Source organism: Microbacterium elymi, from assembly GCF_021582895.2.
GTDB classification, from domain to species: domain Bacteria; phylum Actinomycetota; class Actinomycetes; order Actinomycetales; family Microbacteriaceae; genus Microbacterium; species Microbacterium humicola.
This window is the reverse complement of record NZ_CP091139.2, coordinates 2,653,037-2,664,766: the sequence shown is the minus strand read 5'-3', so window position 1 is coordinate 2,664,766 and position 11,730 is coordinate 2,653,037. Positions and strand designations below refer to the sequence as shown.

General features: G+C 71.5%; 14 protein-coding genes and 2 tRNA genes. 5 read left to right on the top strand and 11 right to left on the bottom strand.

Annotated elements, in window-relative coordinates:
- Positions 1 to 21 precede the first annotated feature (21 nt).
- From mvaD to L2X98_RS14475, 4 genes are all read right to left on the bottom strand, one after another.
- Positions 22 to 1,782: a diphosphomevalonate decarboxylase gene (gene mvaD, locus L2X98_RS14490; protein ID WP_259611391.1), complete on the bottom strand. Its 1,761-nt coding sequence runs from the start codon at positions 1,780 to 1,782 to the stop codon at positions 22 to 24.
- Positions 1,783 to 1,966: 184 nt separating this feature from the next.
- Positions 1,967 to 2,998 carry a mevalonate kinase gene (gene mvk / locus L2X98_RS14485; RefSeq protein ID WP_259611390.1) on the bottom strand — a complete coding sequence of 344 codons (1,032 nt, stop codon included), beginning with the start codon at positions 2,996 to 2,998 and terminating at the stop codon, positions 1,967 to 1,969.
- Positions 2,999 to 3,085: 87 nt separating this feature from the next.
- Positions 3,086 to 3,646 (bottom strand): GDSL-type esterase/lipase family protein, encoded by a 561-nt coding sequence (locus L2X98_RS14480; RefSeq protein ID WP_259611389.1) that lies wholly within the window; start codon positions 3,644 to 3,646, stop codon positions 3,086 to 3,088.
- Positions 3,598 to 4,062 (bottom strand): SGNH/GDSL hydrolase family protein, encoded by a 465-nt coding sequence (locus L2X98_RS14475; RefSeq protein ID WP_259611388.1) that lies wholly within the window; start codon positions 4,060 to 4,062, stop codon positions 3,598 to 3,600. Before L2X98_RS14475 ends, L2X98_RS14480 begins: the two co-directional genes overlap by 49 nt.
- 561 nt (positions 4,063 to 4,623) lie before the next feature.
- On the opposite strand from L2X98_RS14475, the gene L2X98_RS14470 reads away from it, so the two are divergent.
- Both L2X98_RS14470 and L2X98_RS14465 read left to right on the top strand, forming a co-directional pair.
- Complete coding sequence (locus tag L2X98_RS14470) at positions 4,624 to 4,839, top strand: cold-shock protein (RefSeq protein WP_354002813.1); 216 nt, start codon at positions 4,624 to 4,626, stop codon at positions 4,837 to 4,839.
- Positions 4,840 to 5,122: 283 nt separating this feature from the next.
- Positions 5,123 to 6,124 carry a fatty acid desaturase family protein gene (locus tag L2X98_RS14465; protein ID WP_435526206.1) on the top strand — a complete coding sequence of 334 codons (1,002 nt, stop codon included), beginning with the start codon at positions 5,123 to 5,125 and terminating at the stop codon, positions 6,122 to 6,124.
- A gap of 89 nt (positions 6,125 to 6,213) precedes the next feature.
- Here the strand turns inward: L2X98_RS14465 and L2X98_RS14460 are convergent, their stop codons facing one another.
- Together L2X98_RS14460 and L2X98_RS22700 are read right to left on the bottom strand one after the other, a co-directional pair.
- Positions 6,214 to 6,780, bottom strand: coding sequence for a hypothetical protein (locus L2X98_RS14460; RefSeq protein ID WP_259613416.1), 567 nt, complete (start codon positions 6,778 to 6,780; stop codon positions 6,214 to 6,216).
- Positions 6,680 to 7,360 (bottom strand): hypothetical protein, encoded by a 681-nt coding sequence (locus tag L2X98_RS22700; protein WP_494337236.1) that lies wholly within the window; start codon positions 7,358 to 7,360, stop codon positions 6,680 to 6,682. Before L2X98_RS22700 ends, L2X98_RS14460 begins: the two co-directional genes overlap by 101 nt.
- A gap of 354 nt (positions 7,361 to 7,714) precedes the next feature.
- On the opposite strand from L2X98_RS22700, the gene L2X98_RS14445 reads away from it, so the two are divergent.
- Together L2X98_RS14445 and L2X98_RS14440 are read left to right on the top strand one after the other, a co-directional pair.
- Positions 7,715 to 8,341, top strand: a complete 627-nt coding sequence (locus tag L2X98_RS14445; protein ID WP_259611387.1) for a LysR family transcriptional regulator — start codon at positions 7,715 to 7,717, stop codon at positions 8,339 to 8,341.
- Positions 8,338 to 8,649 (top strand): type 2 periplasmic-binding domain-containing protein, encoded by a 312-nt coding sequence (locus L2X98_RS14440; RefSeq protein WP_259611386.1) that lies wholly within the window; start codon positions 8,338 to 8,340, stop codon positions 8,647 to 8,649. Before L2X98_RS14445 ends, L2X98_RS14440 begins: the two co-directional genes overlap by 4 nt.
- 15 nt (positions 8,650 to 8,664) lie before the next feature.
- On the opposite strand, the gene L2X98_RS14435 is transcribed toward L2X98_RS14440, so the two are convergent.
- The 5 genes from L2X98_RS14435 to L2X98_RS14415 form a co-directional block, all read right to left on the bottom strand.
- Complete coding sequence (locus L2X98_RS14435) at positions 8,665 to 8,832, bottom strand: alpha/beta hydrolase family protein (RefSeq protein ID WP_259611385.1); 168 nt, start codon at positions 8,830 to 8,832, stop codon at positions 8,665 to 8,667.
- Entirely contained in the window at positions 8,817 to 9,653 is an 837-nt protein-coding gene (locus L2X98_RS14430; RefSeq protein WP_259611384.1) for an alpha/beta hydrolase, read from the bottom strand. Before L2X98_RS14430 ends, L2X98_RS14435 begins: the two co-directional genes overlap by 16 nt.
- A gap of 89 nt (positions 9,654 to 9,742) precedes the next feature.
- Positions 9,743 to 9,816 (bottom strand) — tRNA-Met (locus L2X98_RS14425).
- A 34-nt stretch (positions 9,817 to 9,850) separates the two neighbouring features.
- Positions 9,851 to 9,922: transfer RNA gene (locus tag L2X98_RS14420), tRNA-Thr, on the bottom strand.
- Between the two features lie 88 nt (positions 9,923 to 10,010).
- Complete coding sequence (locus tag L2X98_RS14415) at positions 10,011 to 10,610, bottom strand: M23 family metallopeptidase (RefSeq protein WP_259611383.1); 600 nt, start codon at positions 10,608 to 10,610, stop codon at positions 10,011 to 10,013.
- A 353-nt stretch (positions 10,611 to 10,963) separates the two neighbouring features.
- Between L2X98_RS14415 and L2X98_RS14410 the strand changes: the two genes are divergently transcribed.
- Positions 10,964 to 11,650: a hypothetical protein gene (locus L2X98_RS14410; RefSeq protein ID WP_259611382.1), complete on the top strand. Its 687-nt coding sequence runs from the start codon at positions 10,964 to 10,966 to the stop codon at positions 11,648 to 11,650.
- Positions 11,651 to 11,730: the final 80 nt, after the last annotated feature.

Below are 11,730 nucleotides of genomic sequence, written 5' to 3'. Positions count from 1 at the left end.
CCTGCCCGTCCAGGGCGCCGATCAGCTCGTCGACGGCGCTGCGGCTGTCGGCGAGGAACTCGCGATACCGGCTCTCGCCGACGCCCTTGCGGTGCTCGACGCTGCCGACGAGTCGCTCGGTCGAGGCCGGCTGCCCGGTCCAGCCCACCAGCAGCCGGAGCCCCTGCGGGGCGGGCACGCGCCGTACGCGCAGCCCGGCCAGGGGCGGTCCAGCAGCGCCTGCACGCCCTCGGCCGCCGCCTCGGCCCGCACCCGGGCGCGGTCGGGGGCGCTGTAGGCGATCCAGCCGCCGAACGCGCTGGCCGCGACATCCCCGCCCGACGCGGCGGGCGCGACGCGCACGGTCGCGATCAGCGCGATCTTGAACTGCTCCATCGGGGTCAGCCGCAGGTCGAGGAAGGCATCCAGCGCCCGCACCGTGGCGACTGTGACGGCCGCGGACGAGCCGAGCCCGAACTTGCGCCCGGACACGTCGTCGAGCTGGCTGGAGATGCGGATGTCGCAGAAGCGCGGCGCGATGCCCCGCTCGGCGGCCAGCTGCTCGACCGTGGCGATCGCCGACAGGACGTAGTCGTAGGGGCGGTGATCCTGGTCGAGCACGACCACCCCGTCCTCGCGGGTCCACAGGACCGGCTCGCGACCGTACTGCCCCGACGAGATGCTGCCGCGTTCGGCCGCCTCGTCCAGCTCGACCGTGATGTGCCGGTCGACGGCGACCAGCACGGCCGGCTCGCCCGGCTCGACGACCGCGTACTCCCCGGCGATGAACAGCTTGCCGGGCGCCTGCGCGCGGATCACGCCGTCGCCTCCGCTCCGGCTTGCGTCCGGCACGAGATGCGCCCCGGGACCGGCGTGGGCGGCCACGAGCCGCACGGTCGGCGCCCGTTCGGCCAGGCGATCCCGGACGTCGTCGACGTCGGCGTCGCGGCAGACGAGCACGACGTTCGGGCCGGCGTCCGCGGTCGCATACGCCTCCAGCCCCTCGGCGCGCAGCTGCGCGGCGGCGTCGAACAGCGCGATGCTCTGCGGGGCGAGATAGCGGATCGGCGGCCGCGAGCCCATGATCGCGGCGTGCATCCGCAGCGCGTTCGACTCGGTCAGCTCGCCGATCGCGGTCATATCGTCGCGGGCGAGGGCGTCCATCATGGCGTCCAGGTCCTGTGCCGTCGCGCGCACCCAGGCGTCGGCGTAGGGGGATGTCCGCATCGTGCGCTGCATCGCCTCACGGCTCGAGACGGCTTTGGCCCCGGCATCCACCACCGCGATGACCATTCCCAGCGCCGGCGAGGGGACCGCCTCGGCGAACGAGGTGGCGTCGTCGTGGCCGGCATGCCAGATCGCGGCGCCGCCGATGATCGAGCGGCAGGCCGAGCCGGATCCGCGGCGGGCGAGTCGGCTGAGCGCGCGCTCGTCGAGCCCGAGCCCGTAGGCGTCGGCGGCGGCGACGGCCAGCGCCGCGAATCCCGATGCCGACGAGGCGAGTCCGGCGCCGGTGGGGACCGAGTTCCGGGTGACGACCCGGGCCGGGGTGCGGACGCCGGCGGCGGCGCGCACGATCTCCAGGAAGGCCGTGATGCGGGCGGCGGCGGCCCCGGTGGCCGCGATGCCGTCGAAGACCGCCGCATCGCCGTCGGCTGCGGCATCCAGGGTCACCGTCGTGGTCGTCGGGAACACGTCCAGGGTCAGCGACAGGCTGCCGGTCAGCGGCAGGATCGCGTCGTCGTCGCGCTTTCCCCAGTACTTGATGAGGGCGATGTTCGGGTGGGCGACGGCGGTGCTCATGCGGTTCCCGACGGCGCGGATGCTGCGGATCGCGCAGCCCCGGACGCCCTGTCACGCCGGTCATGTGTCTCCTGGTGTCTCGGGAACGCGGGATGCCGGGCCGCAGACGCGAGCGTGCGGCGCACACTGCGGATCCGGCCGCTCATCCTCGCGGGTGCGCCCACGCGCACGCCATGTGTCGATTTTATCCGGAGCAGACCGGGGAATGGCTGGGACCGCGCCGAGTGCCCGGCCCGGGGGTCAGGCCGGGTCGGGCCGCAGGCATCCACGTGCGCTCGGCCCCGGCCGCCCGCAGGCCCGCCGCGATGCGCGCGGCATCGACGGGGGTGTCGGCCAGTGCCAGCACGCAGCCGCCGCGTCCGCCGCCGGTGAGCTTGGCGCCCAGGGCGCCGGCGGCCGTCGCCGCGCCGACCAGGCGGTCCAGCTCCGGGCTGGAGACGGTCAGCTCGGCCAGCATCCGGTGCGTCTCGGTCATCCGCTCGCCCAGCGCCGCGCGCGCGTCGGCGGCCAGGTCGCCGGCGGCGGCCGCGGTGAGCGCGGCGATGCGGTCGAGGATCCGCTCCACCCGTGCCGGATCGGCCGCCTTGAGGGCGGCGACGCCGCCGACGGCCTCGCGGGTGCGACCGTGCAGACCGGTGTCGGCGATGACGAACACGCCGGTGAACGCCGACGGCAGGGCGCGCACGTCGCCGCGCTGGAACCACACGGCGGTGTCCGAGACGACCGCGCGGGCGTCCAGCCCGCTCGGGGTGCCGTGCGCGACCCGCTCGGCGGCCTGGATCAGGTCGAATCGCTCCCGCGCGCCGAGCTCGACCCCGGCCGCTCGCGCGACCGCGGTGCTGATGGCGGCGGCGACAGCGGCGCTGGAGCCCAGTCCCCGCTCGGCGGGGATCTCTCCGTCGATCCGCACCGTCAGCCCGGTGGCCGGGGCGCCCGTGAACCGCAGCGTCTCGGCGAGCGCGGTGACCGGGGCCGCCAGCAGTTCGGGGGCCGCCGCGATGGGTCCGCGGTACAGCACCGAGTCGATCCACAGCGGCCGGTCGGTGCGGGTGACGGATGCCGTCAGGGCCAGGCTGTGCACCGGCAGGGCGATGGCCGGGGCGCCGTGGACCACCGCGTGCTCGCCGAGCAGGATCACCTTGGCGTGCGCCGTGCCGGATGCCGCGGCCTGCGGCGTGGCGGGCGCCGTGACGGGCGCGGTCTGCGGCGCGTTCATCCCCCGATGTTATCGAGCGCGGGCCGCCGCGGGCTGGGACCGGGCCGAGTGCGCCGGCGCGCAGACTTCCTCACCTGCGGCTCCGTCTCACGCGGCGGCCCGCTCGTGGGCCGTCTCGCTCTCGGCGGCGGTCAGCCGCGCGCCGACCCGCCGCGAGGCGCGGAACGCCCACCACGCCAGCGGATGATGGCTGCCCTTCCGGTAGACCCGGTGCGGTACATGGCGGTCTTCGGGGCGGGGGTATCCGGCCGCCGCACATACGCTGGGCAGGATGGCGTCCGCCGCGGCCCGGTAGCCCAGGGCCGAGGGGTGCAGGTGGTCCCAGGCCGAGAACATGTCGGCGGGCTCGCTGCGGAACAGCGGGCCCAGCGTGTCGGCGAGCGACACCGTGCGCCCGCCGGCGCGCAGCACCACGATGGCCTGGCCGGTGGCCATCAGTCGGCTGGACCAGTGCGCGAAGAACCGCAGCGGCTGGGTGAACGGTTGCACCGTGCCCAGATCGGGACAGGTCGCGACGACCACTCGGGCACCCGCCCGCCGAAGGTCGTGCACCGCGACCGTGAGCGGCCAGAGCGCGTCGGAGAGCCGCTTCAGCCGCATCACGTCGTTCGCCCCGATGATGATGACCACGACATCCGGCGTCGCCATCGTGCGCAGCCGCGCGATCTGGCCCGCAGCGCGGTCGACATCGCGCCGACCTCGGCGACGTTCGTCAGCTGCACCGGACGACCGGATGCTGCGGACAGGCCGGTCGCCAGCAGCACACCGGGGGTGGAATCCAGGTCTTCGGTCCCGTAGCCCACGGCGAGCGAGTCGCCCACCACCCCCAGGCTGATCGGCGGGCCGTCGCGGTCGTCCCCGAACGTTCCGCTGCGGGCCAGGAGGGCGCCCAGGCGGGTGGGCACGAGCCGTTCCCGCACCAGCAGACCCTCGGCGGTGGTCAGCGCGGCCAGGCCGACCGCGAAACCCGCGATCGCACCGAACCCGATGCCCAGCGCGCGCACGACACGACGGCCCGGCGGCGGCAGCGTCCGTCGGGCGCGATCCGCTTCGCGAGCGCCCATGTTCACCCTTGAATTCAAGGGTACGGCGCCGCGAAGTCCAAGGGATGCGCAGAATCGGCCCGAACAGGGTAGAGTGGTCCCGTCGGTCGACTCCGACACCCTCTGGATGCCGCACTATCCCGTCGCGCATCCCTGATCGATCGCGGGGCGTCTGCTCCCGGTCTCCACTTATACGGCAGCATCTCTCGCGCGGTCCGTGCGACCTGCCGCACAGCAGAATCGATACACCATCTCTCTTCCCCCGCACATACCGCGTGCACCTCGTGCTGCGGCACTCTGTCCTGGCGGCAGGCGGACGTCGACGTCCACGCCGCCACCCGCGCCGGCGAGTTCGCCGGCTACGTCACCATCGACGGCCCCGGCTGCTCGCTGTTCGACGCGCTGTCCCGGCCGCTCGGCCGGTTCACCACGCTCGGCGAGGCCATGAGCGCCCTCGCCTCCCCCACTCCCGACGCGTCCGCACCTGTGCGCCGACACGTCGTGGCCCATCGTCCGCACCGCCGTCGAGGCTGCGGATCACCGGGTCGCTCCAGCGGCCCTGTTTCAAGAAAGAGGGACCCCATGGTCTTCGGCACTGTCAAATGGTTCAACTCCGAGAAGGGCTTCGGGTTCATCGCGCCCGAGGACGGCACGCAGGACGTGTTCGCTCACTTCTCCGCTATCGAAGGATCCGGCTACCGTTCGCTGGACGAGGCGCAAGCGCGTCGAGTTCGACGTCGAGCCGGGCGCAAAGGGCCCGCAGGCCACGCACATCCGCGTCGTCTGAGTCCTGCCTGAAAAGGGCGGGCGCGTTCCTCGCGCCCGCCCTTTTCGCATACCCGAGATCCTGTGCATCCGCCCCGCATGCCGCCCGCGGCATCCTTCCCCGCGTAGGCTCGGCCCTACGATCGCGAGATCGTTCGACAGACTCAGTGCGGCTCCCGAGTCCTGCTGCCGACCCGAAGGAGCCATCATCAGCACAGCAATCATCGAGTCTCGGCTCGGACCCGTCCGACAGACATACTCGACCGCAGCATCCTTCCCACCCGTCCGGCGCGCATACACCGAGGTATCGCAGACGGTGAAGGAGAGCGGACTGCTCGCCCGCACCCCCTGGTTCTACGCCATGGTCGGGGCGGCGATCGCCCTCGGGCTGGGCGGCTGCATCACCGGCTTCATCCTGCTCGGCGAGAGCTGGTTCCAGCTGCTGATCGCCGGCGCCCTCGGCATCCTGTTCACACAGGTGGCGTTCCTCTCGCACGAGGCCGCGCACCGGCAGATCCTGCGCACCGGCCCGGGCAACGACCGGCTCGCCTGGTTCCTCGGCGGCGGCATCGTCGGCATGAGCTACTCGTGGTGGGACTCCAAGCACTCGCGGCACCACGCCAACCCCAACCGCGTCGACCGGGATCCCGACATCGCCGTCGACACGATCTCGTTCCTCGACGAGGATGCGGCGAAGGCGCGCGGCATCCAGCGCCTGATCACCCGCTACCAGGGCTGGCTGTTCTTCCCGCTGCTCGCGTTCGAGGGCCTGAACCTGCACGCGCTGAGCATCAAGCACCTGATCTTCTCGAAGGACCAGATCAAGGGACGCTGGTACGAGCTGGCGATGATCGTCGTGCGGCTCGCGGTGGTCGCCGTCCCGGTGTTCCTGTTCCTTCCGGTCGGCATGGCGTTCGCCTTCCTGGGCGTGCAGCTGGCCATCTTCGGCATCTACATGGGCGCCTCGTTCGCGCCGAACCACAAGGGGATGCCGATCATCGCCGCCGACGCGCGCATCGACTTCTTCACCAAGCAGGTGCGCACCTCGCGCAACGTCAGCGGCGGCTGGTGGGCCACCTGGCTGTTCGGCGGGCTGAACTACCAGGTCGAGCACCACCTTTTCCCCAGCATGTCGCGCCCGCATCTGGCCAAGACCCGCGAGATCGTCCGCGACTTCTGCCACGCGAACGACGTGCCCTACACCGAGACGACGATCTGGCGCTCCTACGGGATCGTGATCGACTACCTGAACCGCGTCGGCCTGTCCGCGCGCGACCCGTTCGACTGCCCCATGGTGGGCCAGTACCGCCGGGTCTGACCCAGCGTTCTGCACCAGCGGTCTGAGACCGCGACATCCATGCCGAAGCGGCCCTGGCGATGCGCCCGGGCCGCTTCGCCACGTGGCGCTCAGTCCTTGCGGTAGTTCTCCCGCGCGAACGACGAGTAGGGGGCGGGCGCGACGGTGGCGCGCACCTCGACCTGCCGATGCCGTTCCACCGCCGGCTTGCGCGAGTTGGGCTCCTCGCCCCAGAGCACGACGACCTCGGTGCCCGGCTGCGCATGCGCCGCATCCACGCTCGCCAGCGACACGAACACCTGCTCGCCGGTGATGTAGCCGACGTCGTGCGAGACGCCGACATCCGTCCCGTCCGCCAGCACCCGGTCGACCTGGTACACGCCGTAGCGCGACTTGGGGAACTCCAGGTACTTCGCCGGCAGCCCCGGCTCGTACATGGAGCGCTGGATGGCGGCGACATCCTCGGGGTTCCACACCAGCGTGACCTTGGTGCGGACCGGACCGGCGGCGTGCCGCTCCAGCGCCGCGCGCCCGATGAAGTCGTGGTCGAACGCGACGCTGCGACCGTAGCCGAGGTCATAGGGGGTGAGGTAGTAGTCCTCGATGTCGTCCGAGGCGAAGCTTCCGGCCAGCGAGCCGGCGCGGTTCGCGGGCAGCCACTCGCGGTATTCGGCCATCCGCTCGCCGCTGAAGATCGCCGGCAGCGGCGACGGCACCCAGGCCGACTCGAGGTTGGCCGACGAGTAGGCGCGGGATCCGACCAGCACGAGACCGAACTCCTCGCCGTCGCGGATGATCGCGTCGCGGACCGCCTCGCCCTCTTCCCACGGGCCGAACAGCTCGAACCCGGGCTGACCGGCCATCCCGTGGCGCAAGCGACCGCACCGCCAGCCCGTCGATCGTGAACGTGGCCATGTGGAAGAACTTCGTCGGCGGCACCGGGCCGGACGTGAGCTTCTCCATCAGGGCGAGCGCCTGCGGGCCCTGCACCTCGTAGCGGTACAGCGTCGGGTTCGCGCCCGGCGCGCGCATCAGCGAGTTCGCGTCGCGCTCGAACGTCACGTCGTAGTCGCCGGTCTCGCCGATGAACTGCACCCAGTCCAGCACCATGAACCAGCCGACCAGGTCGTACACGTCCTCTTCGAGGTGGAACAGGATCGCGTCGCCGATCAGGTAGCCCTCGTGGTTGACCGCGACGAACTGCTTGGCCTTGTCCACCCCGAAGTTCGCGAAGCTGTTGACGCCGACATCGCGCAAGCGTCAGCGCATCGGGGCCGGAGATGAACAGATCGGTCATGTGGTGGGACTGGTCCAGCAGCGCCACCGAGTCGCGCCAGGCGAGCTGCTCGGAGCGCCAGTTCGTGAACTCCGGGGTCACCGGGAAGATGGTCGGGCGGGACTGCGCGTTGCGCAGCAGGTCGACCGGGCTCGCCGCCTCGGCGAGCGCATCGGACAGGGACTCGGGCATGGGAACTCCTTCGTTCGCGGGGGTCGGGCATCCGCGGCATCCGTCCCCATGCTACTCAGCAGCGCATATGGCGTCTCGCGATGGCGATAAGCTTTGCTTATGCTCGCCGAAGGATCGCTAACGGAACCGCGGGACGGCGCCCGGTGGACCTGAACCTCGTCCGCGTGTTCGTCGCGATCTATGAGACCCGCAGCCTGACCACGGCGGCGGGGCGGCTGTTCGTGACCCAGCCCGCCGTCAGTCAGGCGCTCGGGCGACTGCGGCGGGAACTGGACGATCCGCTGTTCGAGCGGAACGGTCGGCAGATGGAGCCGACCGCGCTGGCGGCCGGACTGTTCCCCGGTTTCCGCGAGGCGATCGCCGGGATCGACCGCACGCTCGACGCCGTGCACGGGTTCGAGCCGGCGCAGTCGCAGAAGCTGTTCCGGATCGCGCTGTCCGAGCTGGGTGAGATCGGCTGGATGCCGGCGATCCTCGCGGCCGTGCGGGCGCAGGCGCCGGGCATGCGCATCGAGGCGGTGCCGATGGATGCCGCGGCCCTCCCGGACTGGCTCGCCCGCGGCGTCGTCGATCTGGCTGTGACCCCCTCCCCGTGCCGGGCCCGTTCGACGGGGTCGTGCTCAAATCGCAGCGGTACGGCGTGGCGATGTCGGCGGAGAACCCGCTCGCGCACGGCCCTCTCTCCCTCGACGCCTACGCCGCCGCCTCCCATGTCGCCATTCCGAGCGATTCGGGCGCGGCCAACCTCGCCGCGGCGCTGGCTCGGGTGAACACGGTGATCGAGCCGCACGTGATCGTCAACCACGTCACCTCGCTCCCTCTGGTGCTGGCACGCAATCCCGACCTCGTCGCCACCGTGCCCGACACCATCGCCGAGGGCTGGGCGCTGACCTGGCCGCTGGTCGTCCTGCCGATTCCGTTCGAGATGCCGGCGGTGGACGTGCGGCTCTATCGGCGCGCCACGACGCAGGAGGCCGCGGCGCTGGATTGGCTGTATCGCACGGTCGCGGCGGCGATCCAGGGCTCGTCCGGTCAGTTCTACGTCATCCACGGCGACACTGTCGCGCCCGAGCGCTGAGCCGGCGCAACGGCCTCACCCGGCGGTGATGCGGTCCAGGAACGCCTGGGTCTGGGCGAGGGCCTCGCGCGCCTCGGGATAGTGCAGATGGAACTGGTACTCGTGCGGCAGCGCCGGCTCGTGCTGGGCCGGCCAGAAGAGCGGGGTGACGTCGACGCCCAGCTCGTTCAGCCGCTGCGCCATCGGGATGCCCTGCGAGCCAGGTCAGTCCGTCGCCGTTGCCGCCGCTGATGAACGTCGGCGGGAAGTCCGCGGTGGCGAACTCGATCGTCGACATCGTGGCGCCCGAGTACTCGGCGGACCAGTCCTTCGTGCCGGTGTAGGCCCACAGTGAGATCTTCAGCCCCCAGGCGACCAGACCGTTCAGGTCCGCCATCGCCCGCAGGTCGTACACGCCGCAGTCGAGCACCACGCCGACGAGCTGCGTGGGCGTCAGCGCGGGTTGGATGCCGAGCAGGTGGGCATAGTCCGGGTTGGTGACGATCGTCGCGATCTGGCTCGCGAGCTTGCGCGCCGGCGGAGTCGCCGGCCAGCACCATGCGGTCGGTGTCGACCCCGAGCTGGTCGGCGTGCGCCGTGATGTAGTCCAGCGCCGTGTTGATCTGATGGACGGCGGTGGGATACACCTCCTCCGGCCCCACGCTGTAGTTCACTGCGATCGCGGTGTAGCCACCGCCGGCGAGGATCTTCAGATAGGGGGCGACGTTGTCGGCCGACCCCGAGATCCACGCGCCGCCGTGGATCCATACGATCGCCGGCAGCCGGTCACCCGCCGCGGCGGGCGTGAACACGTCCAGGGTGGTGTCCGGACTGTCGTCGGCGTAGGCGATGTCGCTCATCGTGCGAAGCGGAGTGTCCGGCACGTATTCCTGCGTCTCGGCGGCGGTGGCCGTGCCGCCCTTCTCGAAGACGGCGCGGATCACCATCGCCGACGGCCAGGGCGTCGCCGAGGTGATGACCACGCCGACCAGGATCGCGCCGAGGACCGCGGCGCCGGTGATCATCCACGCACGCCGACGCCGGTGTCTTCTCGTCGGTGCTGCGTCGCCCGCCGGCTCAGTCGAGGTCATGGTTCCCCTGGGGTCTCGATCGGTAGCAGGAGAGAGATTCGAACTCTCGACCTCACGATTATGAGTCGTGCGCTCTCACCAACTGAGCTACCCTGCCGCGACGCATCCGGAGCGCTGTCCAGGTGCTTGCGAGCCCCGAGTCAGGATTGAACTGACGACCCCTTCCTTACCATGGAAGTGCTCTGCCACTGAGCTATCGGGGCACGCCCGGAACATTCCGGGCAACCAGAAAAGAATATCAGAGCGCCGCCGCAATGCCGAACCCGTCGGCGCCCGCCGACGCTCGGCGGATCAGCACTTGTTGTGCGCGCGCAGCCACGGAATCGGGTCGATCGGCGTGACGCCGTTCTGGCGGATCTCCACGTGGGTGTGGGCGCCGTACGAGAACCCGGTGTTGCCGGTCCGGCCGATGTACTGGCCGACCCGCACCTTCTCGCCGGCGTGCACCTGAAGCGATCCGTACTGCATGTGTCCGTAGAGGCTGGCCCAGTGCTGGCCGTCGATCTCGTGGTCGATGATCACCGCGACGCCGTAGCCCTGGTAGCCCTCCTGGGCGACCCGCACGACGCCGTCGGCGACGGCCTGCACGTGCGCGCCGTTGCCGGGGGTGAAGTCGGCTCCGGTGTGGAACTCGCCCGGACGCCAGCCGAACCCGTACGTGATCGGCACGCCGACCGCGAACGGCCACTGCACGCTGCACGCGGTGTTGTTCGAGTAGTAGCTGCTGGAGACGTTCGAGATCCCGGTGGTGCCGGCCATCTCGACCAGCGTCGCGGTGGTGTAGTTCGCGGAGCGGTCCAGCTCGGTCGCCGCCGGTGCCGCGTCGGCGGGTGCGACGTACGCCTGGATCTCGTCGTCGGCGCTGGCCGCGACATCCCCCGACTGCTGCACCGGAGCGGCGCCGAGGAGCGTCGTGTTGGACGAGGCGACGGCCTCGGCCGGCAGCGTGGATCCGACGGTCAGCAGGCCGATCGCGACGATGGCGCTGAACGAGAGGGATGCCGCCGCCAGGCGCTTGACCGCGGGACGCCGCGAGCCCGGCCGACGGGACGCCTTGCGTGCCCGACGGGCCTTGTGCGTCTTGTGCTTCTTCGCCGGCTTGCGCGGGCTCGTCGGCGACGTCCGCGTCTTCCGCAGGCGTGGCGGCGGCCGGCTGCACCGGCGTCTCGCCCGTGAACGCGAACAGACGCGCCGCGGACTCGAACTCGTCGATGAGGCTCTGCGCCTGCTCGTCGCTGGAAACCGTGCGCACCGGCTCGGTGACCGTCGGCGTCGGCACGCTCAACGCGGCGGGCTCGGCGACGGTCGAGATGGTCGCCGTGGTCGTCGCGACGATCGTGTCGACAGCGTCCGTGGCCCGGGACGCCGCCGGAGGAGCGATCGCCTCGACCGGTTCCGGCGGAGAGTTCCGTCGCGCGCGGCGACGCGTCATCGGCGCCGCGGCCGGCGCTGGTGGCGCAGGCTCGGCAGATGCCGTGGGCTTCGCGGATGCGATGGGCTCGAGCACGACGGGCGTCTCGGGCAGCATCGTCGCGTGCTCGACGGCGGAGACCGGCTCGTCGAGGGCGGTGGACTGTGCGGCCTCGTCCAGGACGACGGTCTCGGTCGCCGTGAGCTCGGCCTCCACCGACACGGCGGCGTCGGTGGCCGTCAGCTCGGAGTCGGCTGAGCCGGCGGCATCCGGCCCGGGTGCGGCATCCGGCCCCTGGGCGGCGGCGCGAGCCTCGAGCGCCGCGCGCCCCCAGACGATCGAGGGACGCTCGGCCCCCTGCTGTGCCGCCCGGCGCCTGGCCTCGGCTCGTGAGCTGACCGCGGCATCCGTCGCCTGGACAGGCGTGGGTGCGGTGCGGGCTGAGCGCCGCGTGCGCGCGGACTCGGCCATCGGGGCATCAAGAGACAAAGGGGGCGAAGCTCTCGGGTCAGGTCGCTGAAGGGGGCAACGGTCGGACGTCGGGTGTCTGATCACTCGCGCCGTTCGGGCCGGCGAAAGTAACGAATGGGTAAACACTAC

Bases quoted from the DNA above. Each gene is read 5' to 3' on its own strand.
- mvaD (WP_259611391.1), bottom strand. From the start codon at position 1,782: ATGAGCACCGCCGTCGCCCACCCGAACATCGCCCTCATCAAGTACTGG.
- mvk (WP_259611390.1), bottom strand. From the start codon at position 2,998: ATGAACGCGCCGCAGACCGCGCCCGTCACGGCGCCCGCCACGCCGCAG.
- L2X98_RS14480 (WP_259611389.1), bottom strand. From the start codon at position 3,646: ATGGCGACGCCGGATGTCGTGGTCATCATCATCGGGGCGAACGACGTG.
- L2X98_RS14475 (WP_259611388.1), bottom strand. From the start codon at position 4,062: ATGGGCGCTCGCGAAGCGGATCGCGCCCGACGGACGCTGCCGCCGCCG.
- L2X98_RS14470 (WP_354002813.1), top strand. From the start codon at position 4,624: ATGGTCTTCGGCACTGTCAAATGGTTCAACTCCGAGAAGGGCTTCGGG.
- L2X98_RS14460 (WP_259613416.1), bottom strand. From the start codon at position 6,780: ATGGCCGAATACCGCGAGTGGCTGCCCGCGAACCGCGCCGGCTCGCTG.
- L2X98_RS14435 (WP_259611385.1), bottom strand. From the start codon at position 8,832: ATGGCGCAGCGGCTGAACGAGCTGGGCGTCGACGTCACCCCGCTCTTC.
- L2X98_RS14430 (WP_259611384.1), bottom strand. From the start codon at position 9,653: ATGATCACCGGCGCCGCGGTCCTCGGCGCGATCCTGGTCGGCGTGGTC.